This is a genomic window from Herminiimonas sp. KBW02, assembly GCF_003852535.1.
Taxonomy (GTDB): Bacteria; Pseudomonadota; Gammaproteobacteria; order Burkholderiales; family Burkholderiaceae_D; genus Oxalicibacterium.
In genome coordinates this window covers 262,607-288,456 of sequence record NZ_QAJP01000003.1, presented here as the reverse complement: position 1 = coordinate 288,456, position 25,850 = coordinate 262,607, and the positions used below count along the sequence as shown (strand labels likewise).

The window sequence follows — 25,850 nt, the reverse complement described above, 5'->3', positions numbered from 1 at the left end:
ACCCTTGACCGGCAAAGTTATCCACAGGCCAGGCGCTTATTTCAATATGTACTCGCTGACTAAAAGTATGCTAAGTGATTGACAGGGAAGCAGAAAATGCTGTCTAATTCAGGGTTCACTACCCAGGATGTTGGTAAGTTGTGTTGTCGCCAGTCAGGCATCAGCATGCACCAGCTGCCCAGAAATTTGGCGACGGGCGCGTGATGTTCCGATTTATATTATTTGCTGATTAGCGAGACCAACATGAAACGTACTTACCAACCTTCCGTCGTTCGCCGCAAGCGCACCCATGGCTTCCGCGTCCGTATGGCAACCCGCGGTGGCCGCGCTGTGCTCAATGCACGTCGCGCCAAAGGCCGTAAGCGCCTCGCTGCTTAAGCGAATGGCGTGACCGGCGATCGCTCGCTCGACTTTGCACGCGATCGGCGGATCGTTAAAACGGATGAATTTTCATCCGTTTTTCGTTTGCGACCCGTGCAACGTACCGCACACTTCGTGCTGTATACACGTCAGACCGATCTGCCACACGCCCGTCTGGGTGTGGTAGCGGCCAAGCGCTTCGCGCCACGTGCCGTGACTCGTAATACGATCAAGCGCGTGACGCGGGAGTTGTTCCGACAAACGGCATTGCCGTCCATCGATTGCATCGTTCGTCTGTCGCAACCTGTTAATTCGAAAAAAGGGCCAGCCACTACGGCCAGCCTGAAAGCCGCATTACGGGAAGAATTGACGCGACTGTTTGCTTCTCTAAGTCTGCATCAAGGTGTTTCGCAGCGTTTGCCGGAGGCGAACAAATGAAAACGATCTTGCAGTTACTGGTACGTGCTTACCAATTGGGCATCAGCCCTTTTCTCGGACAGAATTGTCGCTTTTATCCAAGCTGCTCCAGCTATGCTATCGAGGCTCTTGAAGAGCACGGCGCATTGAAGGGCAGCTTTTTGGCGACCAAGCGCCTGTGCAAATGCCATCCGTGGCATGCCGGCGGCGTTGATCCGGTACCCAAAAAATCATCGTCCAAAACTTCTACAACCGCTTGCGGTTGCGGCCATTCCTGATTACTGATTAAGACACTTATGGATATCAAACGTACCGTCCTGTGGGTTGTGTTCTCGTTTTCACTGCTGATGCTGTGGGACAACTACAACCGCTATACCGGCAAACCATCGATCTTCTTCGACAATCCGACCACGCAAGCAGCCACACCTGCTGCTACCGGCGACGGTAAAACGGCCCCAGCCCCAACCGCAGATGTTCCGACTGCCAGCACCGCACATCAGGCAAATGCCAGCGGCGTGCCAACCGATGCAGCAGCAACTGCAGCAAAAAGTGAAGTGGTCACCATCACCACCGACCTGATCAAGGCTGACATCGATACCGTCGGCGGCGAAATCCGTCACCTCGAATTGCTGACACACCACGAAAGCTCGGATTCGACCAAAGACATCGTCTTGTTCGATTCGACCCCGCCACGTACTTACCTCGGCCAGACCGGCCTGATCGGCGGCGCGTACCCTAACCATAAGTCGCAGTTCTCCGTACGTCCGGGTCCACGCACGCTGGAAAGCGGCGACCAGATCCAACTGGTGCTGGAAGCCGAGCAAAACGGCGTGAAACTGGTCAAGACCTATACCTTCAAGCGCGGCGAATACAAGATCGACATCAAACATGACGTCATCAACAAAACCGCTGCAGCTATCACCCCATCGCTCTACCTGCAACTGGTACGCGACGGTTCCAAGCTGAACAATGAATCGATGTTCTACAGCACCTTCACCGGTCCTGCCGTGTACTCCGATACCGACAAGTTCCAGAAGGTCAGCTTCGAATCGATCGAAAAAGGCAAGATTGAGCACGTCCTGAAAGCCGACAGCGGCTGGATCGCGATGGTGCAGCATTACTTCGTGTCCGCATTCGTGCCACCAGCCAATGCGCCGCGTGAATACTTCACCAAGAAACTGGCGACCAATCTGTACGCAGTCGGCGCGATCATGCCTATGGGCTCTGTCGCTCCGGGCGCAACCGAATCGATGGACGCGACGCTGTATTCCGGCCCGCAAGAATCGAAACGTCTGGAAGCCGTTGCTCCAGGCTTTGAACTGGTCAAGGACTATGGCTGGCTGACCGTCATCGCGCGTCCGATTTTCTGGCTGATGATCCAGATTCACCAATTGCTCGGCAACTGGGGTTGGACCATTATCGTGTTGACCATTGTCATCAAACTGGCGTTCTTCCCATTGTCGGCAGCCAGCTATCGCAGCATGGCGAAGATGAAACTGGTCACGCCAAAAATGACCGAAATCCGTACCAAGTACAAGAGCGAGCCGCAAAAGATGAACGCGGCCATGATGGAACTGTACAAGAAAGAGAAGATCAATCCGTTGGGTGGCTGTATGCCTATCCTGATCCAGATCCCGGTCTTCATTTCGCTGTACTGGGTATTGCTGGCCAGCGTCGAGATGCGTAATGCACCATGGCTGTGGATCAGCGATCTGGCGTCGCCTGATATTCTGTTCGGTTCCTACATGATTGGCTCGTTCCACCTGACCATCGGTATCCTGCCTATCCTGATGGCGGTTTCGATGTTCATCCAGACCAAGCTGAACCCGACACCACCAGATCCTATCCAGGCTAAAGTGATGTTGTTCATGCCGATCGCATTCTCGCTGATGTTCTTCTTCTTCCCTGCCGGCCTCGTGCTGTACTGGGTAGTCAACAACATCCTGTCGATTGCGCAGCAATGGACCATCGGTAAAAAGATGGGTACCAACTAAATCTGCATGCCGGTAATCACTGATTACCGTGTATAAAAAAAGCCCGTGTTGTTTGCGGGCTTTTTTGTTGCCTAAAATATCTGAACTCACTATAGAATTGCTGCATGAACTTTGACTCTTCCCCCATCGCAGCAATCGCCACCGCACCAGGCCGTGGCGGCATCGGCGTCGTACGCGTCTCCGGTAAAAATATTTCTTCCATCGTCGAGGCAGTGTGCGCCACCAAAGGTGCCGAACTCCAGCCACGCCATGCCACTTTCACCAACTTCGTCAACGCTGATGGCAGCGTCATTGATCAGGGTCTGGCGCTGTACTTTAAGGCACCGCATTCCTATACCGGCGAAGATGTGCTGGAGCTGCAAGGCCACGGCGGCCCGGTCGTCTTGCAAATGTTGCTGACCCGTTGCCTGGAAGCTGGCACGGACATTGGTTTGCGCATGGCGCAACCGGGTGAATTCACGCACCGCGCCTTCCTCAACGACAAACTGGATCTGGCACAAGCCGAGGGCGTGATCGACCTGATCGAAGCATCGACCGAAGCCGCGGCCAAATCCGCCTCGCAATCGCTGTCCGGCGCTTTCTCCAAAACCATCCAGGAACTGGTCGATAAGATCACCAACCTGCGCATGCTGGTCGAAGCCACACTGGACTTCCCGGAAGAAGAAATCGACTTCCTGGAAAAATCCGATGCACGCGGCCAGTTGAATGGCATACGTGAAGCACTGCAAGCCGTTTTCGCGCAGGCTTCACAAGGCGCCTTGCTGCGTGACGGACTCAACATCGTGCTGGCCGGACAACCGAACGTCGGCAAATCATCGTTGCTGAATGCACTGGCAGGCAGCGATGTCGCCATCGTCACCGCCATCGCCGGCACCACCCGCGACAAAGTGATCGAAACCATCCAGATCGAAGGCATACCGGTCAATGTGATCGATACCGCCGGTATCCGCGACGCCAGCGACGCCACCGATGAAGTAGAGCGCATCGGTATCGAACGCACCTGGGCGGCAGTAAAAACCGCCGACGTCATCATCCACATGCTCGACGCCAACCGTGGCCCGACACGTGCTGACGAACAAATCGTTGAACGCTTCCCGGAAAACATTCCGGTGATGCGCATCTGGAACAAGATCGACTTGTCCGGCCATCGCCCGGCGATCGATCGCATGCCGGATTCGACCCACATCTATGTCTCGGCAACTGACTCGCAAGGCATGGATTTATTACGTGGTGAGTTGTTGCGCCTGATCGGCTGGCAGCAAACCGGTGAATCGCTGTACCTTGCACGCGAACGTCATCTGATCGCGCTGAAGGCAGCGCATGATCATCTGGAGATGGCGGCACAGCATGCAGCGCACGATAGCGAAGCAACTGATCCGGCACTCGACTTGTTCGCGGAAGAATTGCGCCTGGCGCAAGAACGCCTGTCCAGCATCACGGGTGAATTCACTTCGGATGATTTGCTCGGTGTGATTTTCAGCCGTTTTTGCATCGGTAAGTAAGGCCATCTGTCGGGGTTCCGGTTTATATACGGAACCCCGTGTACTTCATTCCTCCAGCGGATAAATATCCTTACCCCACACCGCTAAAGATTTCTCTACCGGGAACAGCAACACGCCAGTCCGACTCGGTGTCAGACCGGGGCTACGATTCTGGTCGACTTGCCGCACATAGCGCGCGCCTATAAACGTCTTCACCAGCACGCCGCTCTTATACTCAATCGCACAAGAGTTGCCATCCGTATCCACGCCAAATCTGCGTGCGATTTCATTCGGCGACAGGCGTTTTGTGGAAGACTCGATGATGTTCCAGCGCTCTGACTTTGTCTGACGTTGCATCAGTACGAATTTGTTCTTTTGCCGTTTCACCCGATATTGCATATCAGCGCCTCGCCACGGTTCGTACATGCCGATGAGCTCGCTGCATGCCCATGACGATGGTACGACTAACATGAGTACCAACAGCATCGCTACTGGTCTTACCAGTTGCCTATTGTTCATAGCTTCATCCCCCGCGCATGATGCAAACTGCGTTCACCACTGATCCGGCCTGTCATCTGCGCAGTATTACTCCGCGCCCACGCAACAAAAATAGGATGCGTCCCGAAAGCAGCGTTACCCCATGGCTGGCCATATAAGTCTTGTGGATTTGTCACAATAAGCAGTCCGGTATGCGCTTGCGACCACAGTTGGGTACAATTTGGGCTCTAGTCACACTGAAACGGAATTGGCGACCTCAGATCTGCCATCAAGAGACCCGTGTGATACTCAGCCGCCCCTGCAACGGCAAGTAGTAACAATATGCACTTGTAGCCGTCGTGGATGGCGACACAGGCATACAGCAGATGCTCCACACTAACGTGTCATCGCATCGATACCCGGCAAGAGCCGCTCGTTGCTTTGATATTTCTTTACCTCTGCACTATAGGAAATGACACATGTCAGCACGCTCAAAGATTATCTACACCCTCACTGACGAAGCACCTGCGCTGGCAACGTATTCATTACTTCCTATCGTCGAAACCTTTACCCGTTCTTCCGGTATCGCCGTGGAAACCCGCGACATCTCGCTGGCTGGCCGTATCCTCGCCGCCTTCCCCGACTACCTGGACGACAAGCAAAAAATCGCGCCGGCACTGGCCGAACTCGGCGAACTGGCGACCAGACAAGAAGCCAATATCATCAAGCTGCCAAATATCAGCGCATCGATACCGCAACTGAAGGCCGCCATCAAGGAACTGCAAGAGCAGGGCTACAAGCTGCCGTCCTATCCGGATGAAGCCAAGACCCCGGAAGAAAAAGATGCCAAGGCACGCTACGACAAGATCAAGGGCAGTGCGGTCAATCCGGTACTGCGCGAAGGCAACTCCGATCGCCGCGCACCTTTGTCGGTAAAAAATTACGCACGCAAACATCCGCACAAGATGGGCGCCTGGTCAGCCGACTCCAAAGCACACGTTGCGCATATGGATCACGGCGATTTCTACGGCAGCGAAAAATCCGCGCTGATCGCGCAAGCAGGCAATGTGAAGATCGAATTGTTTGCAGCTGATGGCAGCAAAACCGTACTGAAAGAAAAAACCGCGGTCAAAGCGGGCGAGATCATCGATACCGCCGTCATGAGCCGCAATGCCTTGCGCAGCTTCATCGAAGCGCAAATCGTTGATGCCAAGGCGAAGGACGTACTGTTCTCGATACACCTGAAGGCCACCATGATGAAGGTCTCCGACCCTGTCATCTTCGGCCACGCTGTTTCGGTGTTCTACAAAGACGCGCTGAGCAAACACGCAGAAGTATTGAAACAGGTCGGCTTTGATCCGAACAACGGCATCGGCGATTTGTACGCACGCGTCAAAACCCTGCCAGCCGACACCCAGGCTGCGATCATCGCCGATGTCGAAGCCGCGTACACCCAGCGCGCGCAACTGGCGATGGTGAATTCGGATAAAGGCATTACCAATCTGCACGTACCTAGCGACGTCATCGTCGATGCTTCGATGCCCGCGATGATCCGTGACTCCGGCAAGATGTGGAATGCAGCTGGCGATTTGCAGGATGCCAAAGCAGTAATCCCGGATCGCTGCTACGCCGGTATCTATCAGGTTGTGATCGACGACTGCAAACAACACGGCCCATTCGATCCGGTCACCATGGGTAGCGTGCCTAACGTCGGCCTGATGGCGCAAGCCGCCGAAGAATACGGTTCACACGACAAGACCTTCCAGCTCGCAGCGGATGGCGTAGTGCGTGTAACAGATGAAAACGGCCAGGTATTGCTGGAACAAAAAGTCGAAGCAGGTGACCTGTTCCGCATGTGCCAGACCAAGGATGCGTCTATCCAGGACTGGGTCAAACTGGCCGTCAACCGCGCTCGCGCCACCGGCACGCCAGCCGTGTTCTGGCTGGATGCACAGCGTGCACACGATGCGCAAATCATCGCCAAGGTAAATCACTACCTGAAAGACCACGACACCAAAGGTCTGGATCTGCGCATCCTGTCGCCGGTCGAAGCAATCAGGTTCTCGGTCGAACGTATCCGTGCCGGCAAGGACACCATCTCGGTGACCGGTAACGTCTTGCGCGATTACCTGACCGATCTGTTCCCTATCATGGAGCTGGGCACCAGCGCCAAGATGCTGTCCATCGTGCCTTTGATGGCGGGTGGCGGTTTGTTTGAAACCGGTGCCGGCGGTTCGGCACCGAAACACGTGCAGCAATTCGTTGAAGAAGACTTCCTGCGCTGGGATTCGCTCGGCGAATTCATGGCACTGGCGGCTTCGCTGGAGCACCTCGGCAATGCCTACGGCAACGCCAAGGCATTGGTACTGGCAAAAACGCTGGATCAGGCGACCGGTAAGTTCCTCGATACCGACAAATCACCAGCGCGTAAAGTCGGCGGTCTCGACAATCGCGGCAGCCATTTCTATCTGGCGCTGTACTGGGCACAGGCACTGGCCGAGCAAACTGAAGATCCGGCCCTGCAGGCACAATTCCAGGGTCTGGCCAAAGCGCTGAAAGACAATGAAGCCACCATCGTGGCGGAGCTGAAAGCGGCACAAGGCAAGCCGGTCGATATCGGCGGCTATTACCATCCGGACACCAGCAAAACCAGCAAGGCCATGCGCCCAAGCAATACGCTGAACCAGGTACTGGACGCCGTCGCCTAAACCCTGGCATTAGCTGACACACTGCGGATCGCCCCGGCCTGACGGTCGGCGCGGTCCGTTTTCTATGGACAAGATTGTTAAGATAATGTTCAGAATGCAACACTCTCAGCACAGCCCGCTGCAGTTGGGTACAATTTGCCTTTCGCCCTGTCTGTACTATTTTTACCAATGATTAAATGGACTCTGATCACGCTGTTCCTGGCCAGCGTTTGCTATACGCACTATCGCGGCAAGATACGGCATAAATGGCTGCGTCAGTCGACCGACCATTCAACTTTCATGGCGCCTATCAATGCGTTCATGACGCTGTTCTCCAGCCTGCCGGACAAGCCTTACCATGATGTTGATAGTTATCCGGAACTGAAGAAGCTGGCCGACCAATGGGAAGTGATCCGCGATGAAGCTATCGCGCTGCAAAGCGAAGGCGGCATCAAGGCCTCGGCCAAGATGGATGACGCCGGTTTCAACTCCTTCTTCCGTCGCGGCTGGACCCGCTTCTACCTGAAATGGTACGGTGACAGCCACCCATCGGCGATTGCACGTTGCCCGCGTACGGTCGAAATTCTCGACTCCATTCCTTGCATCAAGGCCGCGATGTTTGCGCAATTGCCGCCGGGCGCGGATCTGGGCAAACACCGCGATCCGTACGCCGGTTCGCTGCGCTATCACCTCGGCCTGGTGACACCTAACGATGATCGCTGTTTCATCAATGTGGATGGCATCGACTACAGCTGGCGTGACGGTGAAGCGGTGATTTTCGATGAAACCTACATCCACTGGGCTGCCAACAATAGCGACAAGAACCGCATCATTCTGTTCTGCGACCTGGAACGCAAGATGAAATGGGGCTGGGCGCAAGCTGTGAACCACTGGTTCAGCAACACCGTAATGTCGGCCACGGCAGCACCTAACGATATGGAAGACCGCACCGGCGGCGTGAATCGCGCATTCAAGAATATCTATGCGATCCGTGCCAACGGCAAGAAACTGAAGGCCTACAACAAGCCGCTCTACTATCTGGTGAAGTGGTCTATCCTGCTCGGCATCGTTGCCGCCATCATCCTGATCTGATGTCAACGGACGGAAACAAAAAGCTCGCTACGGCGGGCTTTTTTATTGTCTGAGACATACAGGGAGGCGGTCGCACAAATAAAAATGGCCTGGTTGCCCAAGCCATTAATCGTTGTTACTGATGGATATCTAATGGTGCACGGCGGGGATTTCCAGCCGCTTGTTCCAGGCAGTTACTGCGCTTTCGCTATTCCTGGCTTCAGTGTTGCCGCTGAAATGCGCAGTGTTGTGGTTGAGGGTGCAACTTTCACTCGTGCAATGCACGTAGCTGTAAGGCAATTCGGATTCAAGGTAATGGGCTTCTTTCAGTTCTGCCTTGCTGCCGCAAAACGGACAGGATTTCAGTGCTTTATCCATTTTTTTCCTCCAAGTGATTGCGTTATATCTCTCAGTTTGGTCCCATCGTTTGATAACCTGGATACTCAAGAGTTCAGCCGAATTCCCCTTAATAAATGAGTTGTTGTTGACGCCTGATGAAGGGCTGCCGTAATGCAGCCACTCGATTTAAATTCTAGTACAAATTTAAAAGTAAAGTTTGAAGTAAATATTAATAGCCCTACAAGCTGTGTTTATATCGCCGCAGCGCTCAATTTTTCGCTACCGGTGTCTTGCACTTGCTGTCGTCGGATGCCCACGGCTGTATATGGAAGCGCTCACCCGCCACCTCGAGGTCAGGAAACAGCGGCGCCACGCCATGCGCGCGGCCAGCGGCCAGATCCTCGTTGACACCCTTACATTTAAAGCCGCCGGTCATGGTTCCGGCCGGTTTCCACGTGCCATCCGTTTGCTGCGCAAACAACACCGCCTGACCATAATTTCGCTCATTCCTCATCAGTATCTCGGTTTTACCGTCACCATCTATATCCAGCAGGTAGGCGTCGCACTTGCTATGCTCCAATTTCAGGCAATCCGGCAACATGTAATTACGCTCAACGTTGCGCATGTCTTGTTTGAGGAAAGCTTCGGGCAAGCTCTGTCCGCTCGGCCAGACCGTGATATTGGCGGCACGCAAGGTCGCATCCATCTTAACGTCTGGTTCGCTCCAGCGACTTTTCCGTTCCAGCGCGACAGCCGCACGTTTGCTGATCAGCGCAGCGTCGGGGCCTTCGGTCTTCTCCTTCAAAGCACGCAAAGCGCGATCCCCGTAGCGCGCGCCCTCAAAGCGCAAATAGGTGAAATCGAATTTATCCGCACCAACCTGACCAGACTCCAGGCGCGCCATTTGGTTGGCGACCGAGATGCGTACCGGATCAGCGACAGGCGTAAACAATGCCAGCAATATAGCCAGCGTCAGAAAAGCCGTCAGGACATTAATGGCAGCAATACGGGTGAGCCAGACACCGCGCTCCAGCGCCGCCCACAGATAGCCGCAGGCGTAGCAAGTCGCGACCAGCAAACACGACGCCGCAATCACACGGTCTACACTCCAGCCATATTGCTGTACGCGCAAAGTCAGCGAATAAATCGCGATCAGCGCCATCGGTAGCAGGAGCACACACGCCAGCCTGGCGCTGAAACGCAATACCCGGGCCACTTCCTTGCCGACCTCACCGCCCTGGAAAGCCGCGTTGATCAGCAGCACCAACGTAGCACTGGTACCGAGCAAGACCGAAGTCGCATGACGCGTCGCCCATAAAAGTTCGAGTCCGGTGAATGGCAAGGTAAGCAGGAAACCGGCAACGATCAGGGTGGTAATCGGCAGCAGCCAGGACATCAGCACCAGCAACAAACCACGTATGCCGCGTACGATGCCGGGCCGCACATCGGTAATGTGCAAAGCCGTCGAAAACGCAAAGGTAGTAACCGGAATGAAAAACCAGGACTGCTCCAGCAGGGTTTGCAGGAAGCTGAGCTTGACCAGCATGAAGAGCGTCGCACCCAGCCACAAGATTAGCCACAACACCGCGACGAAGAGCACGGAAAATTTGATCTGGATAATCAGCTTCCATGCGGTTTCAAAGTAAGTCGGATAGCGCGCGATGCGTCGTTCGTCGTTAGCTGCGGCCAGTACCAACGCATGCGCAATATAGAAACCGCCGGTAATAAACACCACCAGCATTGCGGATGGAGTAGGTCGCAACGAGCCATCAGTAAGCAGATTATTCCCGTCCAGCGCAGCCATGCGCCAAATGTCATAAACACTCAGCAGCACACAAATCAGCGTCGCTATCGCCATCCATATCCACATGCGACGCGTATTCAAATGACCTAATGCAGAGATGAAAAGTATCGGCACGAAGACAAAAATCATCGTCAACGGCGAGAACAAATATCCACTCGTTGAGGGCCAGAATTTTTCTTTCAGGCTATAGTAGAGCGCATACAGGATCACGCCCTGCAGCAAACCCGTCAGCAGCCGCAGTCGTGCTACGCGGCCGGTAACGATGGCTTTGGGTATGGATAATTCTTCATCTGCCGTATGCATGCTTGTTCTCACTGTAGGTATTGATAACCAGGCACTCAGGACGTGAGCACCACTCTACACAGGAATTGCTGGCCTGGCCACGCAGGGGTCTACGGCTCAGATAAAACTGAAGGGAAGGATGGGGCTTGACTCAGGCTTTTTCAAACACACCGGCGCTGCGATTCTTGCGCACGTTATTCCAGGTGAAAATTTGTGCGTTCATCGCGATGTAGACGCCGTGCGGCAATGCCTGCGCTATGCCGCAAGCGAAACCGAAGTTGAACAGCGCATCTGAATTCTTGATTTCATATGGAATCATCGCGCCGGTCAGGACGATGGTTTTCGGCAGTTGTGCGGCACCCAGCACTTCAGCCGTTTCGCGCATGGTGTCGGTGCCATGTACCACGACGATGCTGGTTTCATCTGCACGCAGGCAGGACGCAGCGATACGCTGACGATCTGCATCGTGCATTTCAAGAGAATCGAGGAAGGGGAGTTGTTCGAGCTGCAGCGGCACGGTAATGCGTGCCCGTTTGATGACCTGCGGCAGGTGACCATGGCTGAAATTTAACTGGCCGGTAATTTCATCGTAATGCTTATCGAAAGTACCGCCGGTAGCAATGATGCGCAGTGTCATTTAAGGTCACACAACTGAGATAGTCCAAAAGCGGATATCGCATCATAACGCGAGCCGGATGATTGTGAAAAGAGGCGCGCATTTATTAGCCAATAAATTTACAAATGGATGGGCCAATATTCCGGTCCATCCATCATGTGCTTATGCAGCAATTTTCATGGTCTCTGTCATGGCTGCTTGCGGGATAGGAATCTCCTCATCATTCAGCAAGGCAAACAGATGATCCACATTGATGGCCTGGATCAGCAAGCGGCCGCCATTCGCCTGTATCACTTCCGTCACCAGCATGCCATCGGTCGGGCTGGCCAGTGGCGTCGGTGTGATTTGCGCCGCCTGGAATTCCGGCACACCATGCAGCTCACTCACCAGCAAGCCTATGCTTTGCGAACCGCGCTTGACGATGATGACCTGACTGCTGCTGTCGATCTCGGAGCGATAACCGCGCATCAGATGGCCGAGATCAAAGACCCAGACGAAACGCCTGGATTCATTGTCATGTTGCAGTGCGAGTATGCCGATGCGTTCAGCACGCCCACCCATGGAGACAGGTGATACGGCAGAGGCAGGCAAGGCTTCCTCGGCATGTTCTGCTGCAATCGCAAACAGCGAACCATCGATAAAGAAGGTGGCGAATTCACGTCCCGGTACCGCGTTGATATCGACTTCCAGCGTGGTATCAACATGATTGCCGTTGTTGATTTTTTGCCGCTCCTCACCGAAAGATTTATACACGACAGCCAGCACATCTTCACGATAGCCATCCGTCGTCTTGAACTCGCGATAACCATGCGACACGGTGCAACCGAGGATTGCATAATGACCGTCATGGATAACGATGCGCGATGTGCTACTGCCGTTTTCCATCGTCAACAATTCCGGTGCGATGTCTAATACATCGCCAACCGGACGCGTGGGATCGGTGCTGGAAATGATCCGGCCACTACGGTTAATGAAGAGGGCGCTGACGTCTTCCTTGTCGCCCAATGCACCTTTCAGCATCGCCGCGAACTCAGGTTCAGAATCAAACACGATGCCTATTCCGCCTACCATTTGCGCCGAGTGCTCCGGATGTCGGATCGCCGCGTGGTACACATAGGTTGGCCGCTCGCCGTACAAGGCGGTGCTTTCAAACGGCGTCACGTAGTACTGTTGATCGCTGCGCAGCATGGATACATGCCCCAGCGTCGTGCTGTCTATGCTGGTGCCGACCACATCCAGGCCATCTGCCTTGAAGTCGGTGCTGGCAATAATCACACCCTCGCTGTCATAGACGAAGATGCGCGTATAGACGGTATAAAGCGAGTTGATGTAAGCCAGGATTTCCGTCAGGCGCGCCACACTCTCTGCCGATTGATACGGCTCCGCCAGCGCCACTTGCAGCTCCGGCGTCAACGCCCACCAGCGGCAGTCATCCGAGCGCTCATACAGATTGCGGTCGAGCAGATCGACCATCAGGTGCGAGACGAATTCTGAATCGCTCAGACTCGATGACAACACGGTTTCATACAGATCACGTATCGATTGCGAAAACAATTCATTGCTGCGCGCACCGGTTTCGCTGATTTGCTCGAGTATGGTTTTGAGTTTCAGCAATTCGCCGTTCTGCCCGGCAGTCATGACCTGGCCATTCCACACCACGCGACGTATGGTTTCAGCCGCACTCATGATTTCAAACAGGGGCGGGCAGAATGATTGCGCATGCGATAGCAAGCCGTCAGCGACATCGACATCCAGTGATTTCAGGGCCGTAGTTGCCAGTCCGGTAAAGCCCAGCTCCACCGGTATCATGACTTGCCCTTGCCAGCCTGGCGGCCCCATATAACCCTGGTAGCCGTCGGCAGAGAAGGTACGTGCCAGGTATTCACGGCCACCGTAGACCACCAGTCGCGGATCGGCATCACAATTGACCGGCACGGTCGTGCCTACCGGTATCCACAGCGGATCGGCACTGGCGATCACGCGGTTGCTGCCGTCCAGCAGCAGCATATTAGAGCGTTGCGCCGGATCGCGATGCGAGCGGAAGATGCCGGCCATTTCTTCTTCAAAGTGGAAGCACAGACAAAGAATACCGACCACTGCACCGGTTTCCGGATGATGCATGCGACGTGAGTACACCAAGGCCTCGTGCTTGCCGGGACGCAGGTCGGTCGCACGGAAGGTTTCGACATAACTATCGGATGCCAGAGTTTCCTTCAACAGCGGGTCCGTGGTTCCTTCCAGCGGCGTCGCTTCATCGATTTGCACCAGGACATTACCCGCCACGTCGATCAGCATGATTTCATCATAGACGGTGTACTTGCTGCGATAGGCGCGCAAGCGCGCACGTATCATGTCGCGGTCCTCATGCAAACCCGCGACAAAGCTGCACAACTCACGATCGGTCGCGAGGAAGCCGACGTCGGCAGTGCGCTCGTACAGATTGCGCACCACGATATCAATGACGTATTGCGCCTTGGTGCCTATCTCTTCCAGTACGTTGGCGACTTTTTCACGCACCAGACTGCTGACCAGTTCCTGCTCCAGTCGATTGAAACCGGCACGGGTTGCCGCCATGGTCGGCAGGATGGCCTTGGCCTCGACCGGGCAATTCATCTTGGCCGACGCTTCGATCATGCGCCACATCAGGTTCAGCTCGCGCAAGGACTGTTCACATCGGCTGACATCTCGCATATAAGGCAGGAAGGTGTCGATTTGCAGCGCGGCTTGCGGGTTCATTGTAGACTCCTGGGCGTTAACGTTCTGGCGCGGCCCGGCACGGATAGCTGGCAGAGCCGGACATGAAAATTTCTATGTCTATACATGCTCCAAAGCAATTTATAGACCACCCGCACAAGCTGTACCCGCACTGGAATCTGCGCCAGGAAGCGACATTTTGAAACTGCGCATTCCAGCGTGAAGCCGACACGGTATACTTATGGTTTGGCCCGCACCGGATTAGTGCAGGCACGCAGCACAAGTCTGACTGTACAAATATAAGCAACAGAAAATCCCGCTACACTGGCGCGGGATCGCAACCCTGATTAAACGTAGCTAACGAACATCGCTTTACCCATGAAACCTATCGCTCCAGGCACCGTGATTTTCCACCGCCATCGTGGCTATGGCGTGATCACGGCCGTTAACCTGATGACCGGCTGGATCTCTGCCCGTTTCGGCAACGAAATGCGTACGCTCGACCTCAATCTGTCGACCGACGAAGTGCAGCATGCGGATGGTGAAGCGATTTTGTTCCGCCGCACCCCACCCGACCCTATGCCGCATGCGCGACTGATGGCGATGGTGCGCGAACTGCATAAGGCCGGTTACCAACGTCTGTATTTATATAGCTGGCCCAAACCTTCGGGCTTGCATTGGCGTTGGCATTTGTTCACCGGTCCGCGCAACTGGATGGAGCGTCCATGGCGCGAAGGCTGGTACGGCTCAGGCGCTGAGTACAACTGCAATCCGGTGATGGGTTGGGGCGATGCGCCAGGCGAAACCGCGGAAGAATTGGCCAGCACCCTGGCGCAGTTCGATCCGTCCGGTATGTCGCAGGCACTGGGACGCGACGAAGATCACGCCGCATGGTTCGATATGGTGTGCGATGCGCTGCTGCCTGACTACACCTTCTCGCTGGGTTGGGATAAACAGGATGGCCGCATCCCCGATGCCTTGCCGGTGATACCGGTGCGGCGCGGTGTGCCGGAATACAGTGGCCCCGCATTGCCTTGGCCACCAGGCTGGACGAAGCTGTTCGGTAGCGCGCATCTGGCCAGCACGACTGCAACCGTGCTGCCGAAACCGGCCAAAAGCGCCAGTAGCGATAAATCCGATACCGTCAAATAAACTGCGGCTTTACATCCGCCAGGTCACTGCAGCACATTCTTCGGCGTGCCACGCGCAAAGTCGACTATGTTTTGAAACGCGCTGCCGAAATAGAGTTCGTAACTGTCTTTCTCAACATAGCCGAGATGCGGCGAGGCCAGCACATTCTCCATCCGCAGCAAAGGCGAACCCGGCGGCAGCGGCTCGCTTTCGAATACATCGAGTGCGGCATAACCGGGACGGCCTTGCTCCAGGGCTGCCTGCAAGACATCCGGCGCGACCAGCTCGGCACGACTGGTATTGACGAAGAGAGCCTGTGGTTTCATATGCGCCAGATCGTCGGCAGTGACGATACCGCGCGTCGCATCATTCAGGCGCAAATGCAGCGTCAACACATCTGCTTCACTAAAGAATGCCTGCCGTGATGGCGCCGCGCGATAACCGTCGCGCACCGCCGCCTCGCAACTGGCGGCACGGCCCCACACCATGACGTCCATGCCAAAGGCTTTACCGTAAGCGGCGATCATCTGACCGATACGACCATAACCCCAGATCCCCAGCGTGCGTCCTTTCAATGCCGTACCCAGCGTATTACGCGCAGGCGACATCGACGCGATCTGCCACAAGCCATCCTTCAGGTTATTGACGTACTGCGGCAGTTTGCGCATCGCCGCCATGATCAGGGTCCAGGTCAGTTCTGCCGGTGCAGTCGGATCGCCGACGCCTTCCACGATGGTGATGCCGCGCGCCGCTGCCGTCGGCAAATCGATATGGCCGCTGACCTTACCAGTTTGCGCAATGAGTTTCAGATTGGGGAGTTTTTCCAGTAACTGCCGCGACAAAACCGTACGTTCGCGTATCAGTACCAGTGCATCGAAGCTGGCCAGGCGTATCGCCAGTTGACCGACACCACGCGCACCATTGGTGAATATCTTGACTTCGTGGCCGTCCAGCAACGAGTAGCAATCAAGGTGGCGCACACTATCCTGATAGTCATCGAGTATCGCAATTTTCATCTGCACATTCCTGTCGGCGGCCGTAGGTACTTACTTAGCCGCTTATTATCCGACAGCTGGAGCAAATGCGGATGATCTGTTCCCGTTGCCGGCGCAATAAAAAAGCCGCTGATGATCAGCGGCTCTGCGCAACAACACACGCGAATATCAAACCGTCTGCATGTTCGATGCGTCCGATGACGCAGCCTTGCGTGCATCCACCCTGGCGCGTATGCGTTCCCACATCTTGTCATGCAGCGGCAACAGCATCACGTTGCAGATAGGCTCGACCACTGCGGCCACACCGCCCAGCGCGAGCGAACCAGTGGCGACATACATAACAGCGAATGCAACTGTCATGTGCATTGCGACCTGGCTAACGGTTTTTGCTGCGGTGACCATGATGGCATCCTTTCTATCTTTTGTTCTCGGGCATGTAACAGATGATAGCGATACGCATTTAATAGCTCAAATTGATTTAAATAAATAATTCAATAGAAATTGACTATGTCCTCCGGAGCGCTTTCCCAACCGGCTCCTCCCGCTTCGCGTAGAATCAGGGGGAGAATTACCCTTAGCCATCCGGATCTTACGTGCCACTTCGAATCACCCCTCTGATTGCATCGCCTTATCGTGTGATTCGCAACTCCATCCAGACACTGTGGGCTGTCCAGAGCCGGGAACGCGTACGCCTGTGGGATGAGATGACGGAAATGCGTGGCTTGCTGCCGTTGCTGATGAAGCAACGCAACGGCTATCGCTGGACTGAACTGGATCGCAAACGGATCAAGGTGCACCTGCGCAAACTGGTAGAGCTGAGTCCTTACCTGGTCTTGTTCGTGGCGCCCGGTGGCTTCATCGTGCTGCCGGTACTGGCCTGGTGGCTGGATAGACGCCGCCTGAAACACGATGAAGAAACCGCTGCCCGTATCGCCGAAAAGCTGCAGCCTTAAGTGCTTATAACGCTACGCGTGGCGGCGGCAGGATGATGCGCATGAGTGCATCGATGACGAAGCAGGTAGCCCACACCAGCCATACACTCCATAAATTGTGCGACAAGAAATGCGCGCCGCGCGCCATTTGCACGACACTCATCAACGCCCCCATACCCAGGCTGAATAGCAATATAAGGCGCGCCAGTTTCGGCTTGCTGTCACGCAGCGCAAAGTAACCCGCCATCACGGCAAAACCACCTGAAGCATGACCACCTGGCCAGCATAAACCCGGGCCGGACATTCCACCGATCGGGCCGAACAAAGGGAACCACTGCGCCGAACCACCGAAGGTGTTGATGTCCCACGGGCAGGAATGCACGCTGGCACCTTTCAGCGTTTGTACCAGGTAAGCGGCACATGCCGCCATCAGTACAAACAGAAAGAGCGCACGGCGCCACGGCTTCAAAACCTCTACCCAATTGCTCACTACCAGCACCACTGCGGCGATGACGAGTATCCAGACCGTAAACAATTTCAATACGGTATGACCCCAGAAATCCAGTGCGTCAGAAACCCGCAAAGGGAAACTATGTGTAGCGGGATCGAAGAATAGTTGCGCCAGGCGGAAATCCACTGCGCCGTCGCGCGCAAGCCACGTGAACAACAAGCCGCACAGCAATAGCCCGATGACATTGATCGTGGCAAAACGGGTATAGGATGAATTCATTTCTTATCGTCGCGCAAACGGATCAGGCCTTCTTGCGCCACGGTCGCCAGCAATACGCCATATTGATTGTAAACATGCAGGAAACAAAGGCCGCGCCCACCGGATGCGTTCGGACTTTCCATCGCAAACAGCAGCCAGTCGTCCATGCGTATGGGGCGGTGAAACCAGATCGTATGATCGAGGCTGGCAATTTGCAGGCGCGGATCGCCCATCTGGATGCCGTGCGGTTGCAAGGCCGTCCATAACAAACCGTAATCAGATACATAAGCGAACAAGCTCTCATGTACCAGCGGATCATCCGGCAACGCCACAGGCGCACGTGCCCACACCTGGCGCACGGCCGAAGCGCGTTCGCCACCAAAGATATCGTCGGCTACATTCGCACGAAAATCGACCGGCGCCGGATGAAAGGCGCGCCCAGTCGCGATGCCGCGCTGCTGCCATAGCTTGACGCTGGATGGCAGCGTCTCGGGATCGGTCATTACCGGAGCCGCCTTCTGATGCGACAAGCCGTCTTCGTCCGACTGAAACGAAGCCGACATCACAAAGATGCGCCGCCCTTCCTGCGTTGCGACCACACGTCGGGTGCTGAAAGTACCGCCGTCACGCACACGTTCAACTTCATATTCAATCGGCAATTGATGATTACCGGGCAGGATGAACAAGGCATGCATGGAATGTGGTCGTCGCTGCGGCACGGTGCTGCAGGCTGCATACAATGCCTGACCCAGCGCCTGTCCACCGAACACATTCGGACTGCCCATGAAATGGCTTTGCCCGAGGTATCTGTCTGTGCCGATCTCCTCCAGGGCCAGCAAGCGGATGATCTCTTCCGTGTTGTACAAGGATGTATCCAGCATGGGGAGCCTTTGGTCAGGGACGACGAATAGTTCAGGACTGCCAGACATCGGCCACGATGTCATACGAGCGCACACGTTTGGCATGATCGAAAATCATGCTGTTGATGATGATCTCATCCGCTTGTGTACTCTCCAGGAAATCTTCCAGCTTTGCTTTCACCATAGGCGCATCACCAATGATGGAAGCGCGCAACATGGACTCTACCGAGATACGTTCATGCGGCAACCACGCATCGTCCATATTTTCGATAGGCGGCGGCAATTTACCTGGCGTGCCGCGTACCAGGCTTAAATGCATTTGCTGTTGCGAAGTCGCCAGACGTTGCGCTTCGTCTTCCGTATCTGCCGCAAATACATTCACACCAACCATCGCATACGGTGCATCCAGTGTGTCCGAAGGCACAAAAGTCTGACGGTACAAATGCAATGCGTTGAGCATGTAATCCGGCGAAAACTGTCCGGCAAAGGCAAACGGCAATCCGAGGTGGCCCGCCAGTTGTGCGCTATAGCTGCTGGAACCCAGCAACCAGATCGGGATATCAATACCCGCACCCGGCACCGCTTTCACCGCGGCGTTTTCATTTGTCGGTTTCAGGAAAGCGCGCAGCTCATTCAATTGACGCGGGAATTCACTGCCATCATCACTAATCTCACGGCGCAGGGCGCGTGCCGTCGCCTGATTCGAACCCGGCGCACGTCCAAGCCCGAGATCGATGCGACCCGGATACAAGGAAGCAAGCGTACCGAATTGTTCCGCGATGACCAGTGGCGCGTGATTCGGCAGCATGATGCCACCGGAGCCGACACGTATGGTCGAGGTTCCGCCCGCGACATAGCCAATCACCACCGAAGTCGCGGCACTCGCAATGCCGGGCATGCTGTGATGTTCAGCCAGCCAGTAACGGTTGTAGCCACGTTTCTCTGCATGTTGTGCGAGATCGAGCGAACGGTGGAAAGCATCAGCTGGCGTACCGTCCACCAGGATAGGGGATAAGTCGAGTACGGATAAAGGCGTATTTTTCAGGGATTTCATGAGCAACTATATGACGGCGTAATGTATGCAATCCGTTGACACTTGGAAATACACAAAGAGGTTTTAGCAACAGGCGTAAGACAGACAGCATAACGTGAATCCGAAAATCAGGTCGGCCGTCAAAATTCGGGAGCGGAGTATGTGGATGACGCTTGCTGTAGAAGAAAGGCACATAGAAACATGCGGCGTCCCCGTGTAATTTTTACAAACCAGGGCTTTTCTTCTGTTATTTCTTTGTTGGCGAAAAATAAACCTTACCCTTGCGCGTTACGCTCACTACAATGGGACGACCAACCCACTGAAGGAGCTCACATGCCTTACACCCGTTCCATACTTGTTTCTGCTTTTCTGGCGGTACTGTTGATCGGCTGCAAGAAGGCAGAGACGCCGCCGGCACCCAAAGTAGACAGCGGCGGCTCCGTTGCCGCCCCTGCTGCATCCATGCCCTCATCTGAAGCCAGTACGCCACCAGCTGCCGCTGGTGCAAGCACCGGTAGTGGTGATGCCAGCGGAACGACGCAGGCCAGTCCGAAAGAGTTAAGCAAAGAGCAGGAATCCACCTCCATGCCTTTATCCGGACAGGCAAATAATCATTCCACGGCACCACCGACAGAGAAAAAGTAAAGCACCCGGTCTGATATCAAGCCAGCAGTCGCACGGTGAATTCCGTGCCCTGGCCGGGTTCGCTCCTGACCGTGATAGTGCCGCCATAACGTGCCACCAGCGTATAGCTGATAGACAAGCCCAGGCCGGTGCCGCCTTGCCGCTTGGTGGTGAAGAAGGCATCGAAGATATGCGCGATATCTTCTTTGCGGATGCCGCTGCCGGTATCTTCTACGCGTATCAGCACACCGCGTGCGCCGTTTTCTTCTTCCCAGTCGCTGGTCGTTATCGTCAGCTTGCCGCCATCTTTCATGGCATGGATAGCATTCGTGCAAAGGTTGATGAGCACTTGTTGCAACTCGCCACGATTGATAGGCACTGACAATGTCGCTTCTTTTTTATGCACGACGATGATGCGGCTTTGATTCAGCAAATGCCGCACCAGCACCAGCGAATCCGCTACCACTTCATCAATGTTGATCGCTTCCACATAACCGGCAAATTCACCCGGACTGGCGAATTGCAGCAACTTGGTCACGATGGTGTTGATGCGATAGATCTGTTGATCCATCAATTGCAACTCGCCTTGCACCGGCCTGATCGCAGGTCCCAGCGTATCGCGCAATACATCCAGATTGCCTTGCAGAACCGCGACCGGATTATTGATTTCATGTGCAACACCGGCCGTGATTTCACCTATCGCTGCCAGCTTCTCGGCCAGCACCAATTGCTGTTGTGCCTGCACCAGTAATTTATTGGTTTGCTGTAGTTCGGCGGTACGCTCGACTACTTTGCGATCCAGCTCATTACCCCAGGTTTTCAGTTCCGCATTTTGCTCTTGTACGGTATCCAGCAATTCATCCAGGTGGCGTGACAGATTGCCCAGCTCATCGCGCGCCTGGTCACCACCGGTGCGCGCATCCATATCACCTTGCTCTACCGCCGTCATGGTGCGGTTCATGCCCTTCAGCGGCTCATAGATGCTGCGCGCAACCCGCAGGGAGAAATAAGCGCCACCGATACCTATCGCGATGAATAAAAGCGCCAGCAAGATGATGGCCGTTTCCTTGGCCTTGCGGAACGGTTCTTCCAGATACCCGACGTACAGCATGCCAACCCGTTTGCCGAAGCTATCGCTGATAGGCTCATAGGCGGAGATGTACCAGTCGTGCACGACAAAGGCGCGATCCAGCCAGGTCTTGCCGTCATTGAGTACATGATCGCGCACGATTTGCGATGCGCGCGTACCCAGCGCACGCTTGTTGCCAAACAAACGCACATTGGTCGCGATGCGCACGTCATCGATAAAGAGAGTAGCGGTACCCGCGCTGCCTTCCGGCAACGAGCCTTCGGCATAGACCAGACTATTGATGGTATCGACGAAGCTCAGGTTTTGGTTCAGCAACATGCCACCTTCGAGTACGCCCAGCAATTTGCCGTCGTCGTCATACACCGGTGTCGCCGAGTGGATGACCATGCCGCTTTTTTCAGCGGTCTTTTTGGTCGGCGCCGCATTCGAGGTATTCAGCAGTTCTGTATAAGCCTGCTGTGCCGCCTTATCGCTCAGCTGGCGCAACTGCTCTTCCGAGTAGATATCTATCTCGGTCGCTTTCTCACCTTGCAGCGCGCTGTACACGACAGGCCAGCTTTCTGCGATCAGCTCTGCCGGTTTGCCGTTGGAAGAGACGATGACGCGCCCTTGCGGATCGAGGAAGTTGAGGAAATCAAGATCCAGTGATTTCTGCTTTTCCGCCAGCATGCGCTGCAGGTTCGCATTATTGTCATCGCGCACTGTGGTCACGAAGCGATAGGAGTCGCCCAGACTCGATACGTCCTGACCTATGCGTTCGCGCACATGGATGAAGTATTCATGCGCCACGGTCAGGTCGCTGCTCACCTTGAAGGTAAGCAGGCGGTCGTAATAACCAAGTCCCCAGTAAAAAATCAGCGAGAAGATTATCGGCAAGGCGGTCAGTATGGGTACCAGCGCCACCAGCAACAACTTCGTGCGCACCGATACATTACCGAGGATATGACGGGTAGCCACCCATTGCATGAAACGTCGCACTATGTCCCGCTTCTATACGCCCCACTCGGCGCATTTACGCTCGAGGGTCTTGCGTGAAATCCCGAGACGACGACCAGCCTCTGTCTTGTTACCATCGACTTCGGCCAGTATCTTCAGGATGTGTTGTTTCTCGACTGCTTCCAGCGTGACGTCACCGTTCGTAGTTGCGGTTGCCGCTCCGGTATTGGTAGCAGGTGTTACGTCAGAAATATTGCCGAGTATCAGCCAGCGTTCGATCAGATTACGCAACTCACGTACATTGCCCGGCCAGCTATACGATGCCAGTGCAGCAAATAAATTGTTATCCGGTTTCTTGGCCGCCACGCCCAGCTGGTGCGCCAATTGCCGGACGAAGTATTCAGCGAGGGCTGGGATGTCTTCGGTGCGTTCACGCAGAGGCGGCATATGCAGTTGCACGACATTCAGGCGGTAGTACAAATCCTGGCGGAAGCGGCCCTCGCGCACGGCTTCTTCCACGTTGCGATTGGTCGCTGCGATAACGCGCACATCGACCGGTATCTCGCGCTCGGCACCGACCGGACGAATTTTCTTTTCTTCCAGTACGCGCAATAGTTTGACTTGCATCACCAACGGCAATTCGGCGACTTCATCAAGGAAGAGGGTGCCGCCTTGTGCATAGAAGAACAATCCTTCACGCGAAGAAGCCGCGCCACTGAACGCTCCTTTGACGTGTCCGAATAATTCGCTTTCAATGATTTCCGGCGCCACCGCGCCGCAATTAACCGGAACGAAATGGTTGGCGGAGCGATTACTGAGATTGTGCATCGCACGTGCTGCGATTTCCTTCCCGGTACCTGACTCACCGGTGATCAGTACCGTACTCGGTACTGTTGCCAGCCGCTTGATCGCTTCACGTATCGGTTGCAAGGCAGTCGAAGCGCCGATCAGTCCATCGACGCCCGCCAGATCCACATGCGTATCCAGCTCGCGCCGCAAAATAAAGTTCTCACGTCGCAGATGCGCACGGTCAAAGCAACGGCCTATTGCACTGAGTATCTGATTGACGCGAAACGGCTTCAGCAAGAAGTCGGCAGCACCGGCGCGCAAGGCGCGGATAGCCGTTTCCAGATCGGCAAATGCCGTGATCAACACCACGTCGTTATGCAAACCCAGGTCGCGTATCTCCTGCAACCAGTCCACACCCGATTTACCAGGCAGTGAGTTGTCCAGAATGATCAGGTCAAAATGATGCTGGTCCAGTAGTACGTTCGCGGCCTCCACCGACTCCACGGTTTCAACACGGCTGCAGCGACCGACCAGCGTACGTTGCAAAAAGCTGCGCATGCCGGGCTCATCGTCCACGATCAGGATGGAGCGCTCTTGCCAGCCGCCGAATGCTTCGACGAAAGGCTCTTCTGGATGGTTGACGGGGGTTGCAGCGCTCATAATCAATTTTATGCGGGATAAGCCACGAACTATGGATAACGTTTTCTTATAACCCATAATTGCGCATCCTGCAGTTTGCGTCTAGTCCCCATGGAATCGGGGCGACGTTAAGACAGAAAAAAGCGAGGTACATATGCGTACCTCGCTTTTGTTGGCCGCGACTGATGTTAATGGAATAGTGCCATCGACTTTTGCAGCGTAGACCACACACCCCATATCAGCGGTATCGTGACGTAGGCCCAGAATATTGCGATCAGCGCAGGGCTGGTTTGCTTACTGCTAACGGATGTTTTTGCATTCATATCTTTCTCCTAATCATCTGTAGCGCAAGGCTTAAGCCGCGCTGGCAACTTGTGCGTTACCACCGTGCACGGGCTTGTCGGCTTTGGCGGCATCGTCACGCATATAGTGTTTTGCATCTACCGGCTTGATCAACATATTGCAGATGAACCCGACCAGCAACAGACCTGCCATGATGTACATGGTGACTGCGTATGCTTCGCCTTTAGCCACACCCTGGTCGATCTGATATTGACGGATGTAATTGACCAGCACCGGGCCCAGTACGCCTGCTGCCGACCATGCGGTCAACAAACGGCCGTGGATTGCACCAACAAACTTGGTACCGAACAAATCGGCCAGATACACAGGTACAGTCGAGAAGCCGCCGCCGTACATGCTGACGATGATGCCGTAGAAAATGACGAACAACGCTACGCTACCGCTATGACCGGTGTACGGAATACACGAGTAGAGGATGATGCCGACGGCAAAGAAGATGAAGTAAGTACGCTTGCGACCGAGGTAGTCGGACGCCGACGACCAGAAGAAGCGACCACCCATATTGAACACACTCAGCAAACCGACGAAACCAGCAGCGGCAGCGACCGACACGGTATCCTTAAAGGTTTCCTGGATCATCACCGAGGCCTGGCCCAGGACACCGATGCCGGCAGTCACGTTCAGGCACAAGACCAGCCACAGCAGGTAGAACTGCGGCGTTTTCATGGCCTGCTCGATATCCACGTGATTCTTGGTGATCATCTTGTTTTCGACCACAGGTGGCACCCAGCCAGCAGGTTTCCAGTCAGGTGGCGGGATACGGATCGCCAGCGCACCGATTGCCATCGAGAGGAAATAGACCACACCCATCACGACGAATGTCTCGGTCACACCAACCGAAGTCGCGGTCTTGAAATGATCCATCAGATAGACCGACAAAGGCGCGCCGATCATAGCACCGCCGCCGAAACCCATGATCGCCATACCGGTCGCCATGCCGCGACGGTCCGGGAACCATTTAATGAGCGTTGAGACTGGCGAAACATAACCGAGGCCCAAACCTATACCGCCGATGACCCCATAACCGAGATAGACCAGCCAGATCTGGTGCAGTGAAACACCGATGGCAGAAATCAGGAAGCCGCCACCGAAACAGCAAGCCGCAACAAACATGGTCAGGCGCGGACCAACTTTTTCCAGCCATTTACCACCGAAGGCAGCTGCCAGACCAAGGAACACGATGGCGAGACTGAAGATCCAGCCCAGCGTGGTGAGTTTCCAGTCTTCCGGAGCAGGACTGTCCACACCGATCAGACGGGACAAGGGGCCGTTGAATACGCTGAATGCGTAAGCTTGTCCGATACACAGATGGACTGCCAGTGCGGCTGGCGGCACCATCCAACGATTGAAGCCGGGACCGGCGACACTTTTATCTTTAGCAAAAAAATCGAGCATGTAAATCTCCTCATTTGATCTTGTTCGCAACATCGCTGTGTTGCGAGGCGTTTTTGACGGCGCTCATGCATCGTCTGCGGCGAAGCTTCTTCACCAGGCCCTGATCTATAGGCAATCGACATGCCATGCCGG

The 25,850-nt window shown here is 55.0% G+C and carries 24 protein-coding genes; 10 read left to right on the top strand and 14 right to left on the bottom strand.

Annotated elements, in window-relative coordinates; all coding sequences use genetic code 11:
• Positions 1–243: 243 nt before the first annotated feature.
• The 5 genes from rpmH (at position 244) to mnmE (ending at position 4,273) form a co-directional block, all read left to right on the top strand.
• The gene (gene rpmH / locus DBR37_RS03205) at positions 244–378 is read left to right on the top strand and encodes a 50S ribosomal protein L34 (RefSeq protein WP_011872825.1); all 135 of its coding nucleotides are present in this window, start codon (positions 244–246) and stop codon (positions 376–378) included.
• 9 nt (positions 379–387) lie between these two features.
• Complete coding sequence (gene rnpA, locus DBR37_RS03200; protein ID WP_012081531.1) at positions 388–798, top strand: ribonuclease P protein component; 411 nt, start codon at positions 388–390, stop codon at positions 796–798.
• A complete protein-coding gene (gene yidD, locus DBR37_RS03195) occupies positions 795–1,055 on the top strand; it encodes a membrane protein insertion efficiency factor YidD (protein WP_012081530.1) in 261 nt (86 codons plus the stop codon). The genes rnpA and yidD overlap by 4 nt, the downstream gene beginning before the upstream one ends.
• 18 nt (positions 1,056–1,073) lie before the next feature.
• A complete protein-coding gene (gene yidC / locus DBR37_RS03190) occupies positions 1,074–2,771 on the top strand; it encodes a membrane protein insertase YidC (RefSeq protein ID WP_124572843.1) in 1,698 nt (565 codons plus the stop codon).
• Between the two features lie 104 nt (positions 2,772–2,875).
• Complete coding sequence (gene mnmE / locus DBR37_RS03185) at positions 2,876–4,273, top strand: tRNA uridine-5-carboxymethylaminomethyl(34) synthesis GTPase MnmE (protein ID WP_124572842.1); 1,398 nt, start codon at positions 2,876–2,878, stop codon at positions 4,271–4,273.
• 45 nt (positions 4,274–4,318) lie between these two features.
• On the opposite strand, the gene DBR37_RS17105 is transcribed toward mnmE, so the two are convergent.
• Positions 4,319–4,771 carry a hypothetical protein gene (locus DBR37_RS17105; protein ID WP_148089223.1) on the bottom strand — a complete coding sequence of 151 codons (453 nt, stop codon included), beginning with the start codon at positions 4,769–4,771 and terminating at the stop codon, positions 4,319–4,321.
• A gap of 437 nt (positions 4,772–5,208) precedes the next feature.
• Between DBR37_RS17105 and DBR37_RS03175 the strand changes: the two genes are divergently transcribed.
• A complete protein-coding gene (locus DBR37_RS03175) occupies positions 5,209–7,437 on the top strand; it encodes an NADP-dependent isocitrate dehydrogenase (RefSeq protein WP_124572840.1) in 2,229 nt (742 codons plus the stop codon).
• 171 nt (positions 7,438–7,608) lie between these two features.
• On the top strand, positions 7,609–8,508 hold the full coding sequence (gene lpxO / locus DBR37_RS03170) for a lipid A hydroxylase LpxO (protein WP_199739035.1): 900 nt from the start codon (positions 7,609–7,611) through the stop codon (positions 8,506–8,508).
• 129 nt (positions 8,509–8,637) lie between these two features.
• On the opposite strand, the gene DBR37_RS03165 is transcribed toward lpxO, so the two are convergent.
• The 4 genes from DBR37_RS03165 to DBR37_RS03150 form a co-directional block, all read right to left on the bottom strand.
• Positions 8,638–8,865 carry a Lar family restriction alleviation protein gene (locus tag DBR37_RS03165; RefSeq protein ID WP_124572838.1) on the bottom strand — a complete coding sequence of 76 codons (228 nt, stop codon included), beginning with the start codon at positions 8,863–8,865 and terminating at the stop codon, positions 8,638–8,640.
• 229 nt (positions 8,866–9,094) lie between these two features.
• Complete coding sequence (locus DBR37_RS03160; protein ID WP_124572837.1) at positions 9,095–10,933, bottom strand: DUF4153 domain-containing protein; 1,839 nt, start codon at positions 10,931–10,933, stop codon at positions 9,095–9,097.
• Between the two features lie 130 nt (positions 10,934–11,063).
• Complete coding sequence (locus DBR37_RS03155) at positions 11,064–11,549, bottom strand: asparaginase domain-containing protein (RefSeq protein ID WP_124572836.1); 486 nt, start codon at positions 11,547–11,549, stop codon at positions 11,064–11,066.
• Positions 11,550–11,690: 141 nt separating this feature from the next.
• The gene (locus DBR37_RS03150; RefSeq protein ID WP_124572835.1) at positions 11,691–14,264 is read right to left on the bottom strand and encodes a chemotaxis protein CheW; all 2,574 of its coding nucleotides are present in this window, start codon (positions 14,262–14,264) and stop codon (positions 11,691–11,693) included.
• 336 nt (positions 14,265–14,600) lie between these two features.
• Here DBR37_RS03150 and DBR37_RS03145 point away from each other — a divergent pair, with 336 nt between their 5' ends.
• Positions 14,601–15,374 (top strand): L-asparaginase, encoded by a 774-nt coding sequence (locus tag DBR37_RS03145; RefSeq protein WP_124572834.1) that lies wholly within the window; start codon positions 14,601–14,603, stop codon positions 15,372–15,374.
• Between the two features lie 23 nt (positions 15,375–15,397).
• Here the strand turns inward: DBR37_RS03145 and DBR37_RS03140 are convergent, their stop codons facing one another.
• Both DBR37_RS03140 and DBR37_RS03135 read right to left on the bottom strand, forming a co-directional pair.
• Positions 15,398–16,369 carry a D-2-hydroxyacid dehydrogenase family protein gene (locus tag DBR37_RS03140; protein ID WP_124572833.1) on the bottom strand — a complete coding sequence of 324 codons (972 nt, stop codon included), beginning with the start codon at positions 16,367–16,369 and terminating at the stop codon, positions 15,398–15,400.
• 147 nt (positions 16,370–16,516) lie between these two features.
• Positions 16,517–16,750: a DUF2061 domain-containing protein gene (locus tag DBR37_RS03135; RefSeq protein ID WP_124572832.1), complete on the bottom strand. Its 234-nt coding sequence runs from the start codon at positions 16,748–16,750 to the stop codon at positions 16,517–16,519.
• A gap of 191 nt (positions 16,751–16,941) precedes the next feature.
• On the opposite strand from DBR37_RS03135, the gene DBR37_RS03130 reads away from it, so the two are divergent.
• Complete coding sequence (locus DBR37_RS03130) at positions 16,942–17,301, top strand: hypothetical protein (RefSeq protein ID WP_199739018.1); 360 nt, start codon at positions 16,942–16,944, stop codon at positions 17,299–17,301.
• A gap of 4 nt (positions 17,302–17,305) precedes the next feature.
• Here the strand turns inward: DBR37_RS03130 and DBR37_RS03125 are convergent, their stop codons facing one another.
• From DBR37_RS03125 to DBR37_RS03115, 3 genes are read right to left on the bottom strand one after another with little or no spacing between them, the layout of a single operon-like run.
• The gene (locus DBR37_RS03125) at positions 17,306–18,010 is read right to left on the bottom strand and encodes a phosphatase PAP2 family protein (protein ID WP_124572831.1); all 705 of its coding nucleotides are present in this window, start codon (positions 18,008–18,010) and stop codon (positions 17,306–17,308) included.
• Positions 18,007–18,870: an acyl-CoA thioesterase II gene (locus DBR37_RS03120; protein WP_124572830.1), complete on the bottom strand. Its 864-nt coding sequence runs from the start codon at positions 18,868–18,870 to the stop codon at positions 18,007–18,009. The genes DBR37_RS03125 and DBR37_RS03120 overlap by 4 nt, the downstream gene beginning before the upstream one ends.
• A gap of 31 nt (positions 18,871–18,901) precedes the next feature.
• Entirely contained in the window at positions 18,902–19,903 is a 1,002-nt protein-coding gene (locus DBR37_RS03115; protein WP_124572829.1) for an LLM class flavin-dependent oxidoreductase, read from the bottom strand.
• Between the two features lie 312 nt (positions 19,904–20,215).
• On the opposite strand from DBR37_RS03115, the gene DBR37_RS03110 reads away from it, so the two are divergent.
• A complete protein-coding gene (locus DBR37_RS03110; RefSeq protein ID WP_124572828.1) occupies positions 20,216–20,527 on the top strand; it encodes a hypothetical protein in 312 nt (103 codons plus the stop codon).
• Between the two features lie 16 nt (positions 20,528–20,543).
• Here the strand turns inward: DBR37_RS03110 and DBR37_RS03105 are convergent, their stop codons facing one another.
• The 4 genes from DBR37_RS03105 to DBR37_RS03090 form a co-directional block, all read right to left on the bottom strand.
• Complete coding sequence (locus DBR37_RS03105) at positions 20,544–22,562, bottom strand: cache domain-containing protein (protein ID WP_124572827.1); 2,019 nt, start codon at positions 22,560–22,562, stop codon at positions 20,544–20,546.
• A gap of 24 nt (positions 22,563–22,586) precedes the next feature.
• A complete protein-coding gene (locus DBR37_RS03100) occupies positions 22,587–23,981 on the bottom strand; it encodes a sigma-54 dependent transcriptional regulator (RefSeq protein ID WP_124572826.1) in 1,395 nt (464 codons plus the stop codon).
• 167 nt (positions 23,982–24,148) lie between these two features.
• A complete protein-coding gene (locus DBR37_RS03095) occupies positions 24,149–24,283 on the bottom strand; it encodes an oxalate:formate antiporter (RefSeq protein WP_124572825.1) in 135 nt (44 codons plus the stop codon).
• A 31-nt stretch (positions 24,284–24,314) separates the two neighbouring features.
• Positions 24,315–25,718 (bottom strand): OFA family MFS transporter, encoded by a 1,404-nt coding sequence (locus DBR37_RS03090; RefSeq protein ID WP_124572824.1) that lies wholly within the window; start codon positions 25,716–25,718, stop codon positions 24,315–24,317.
• Positions 25,719–25,850 lie beyond the last annotated feature (132 nt).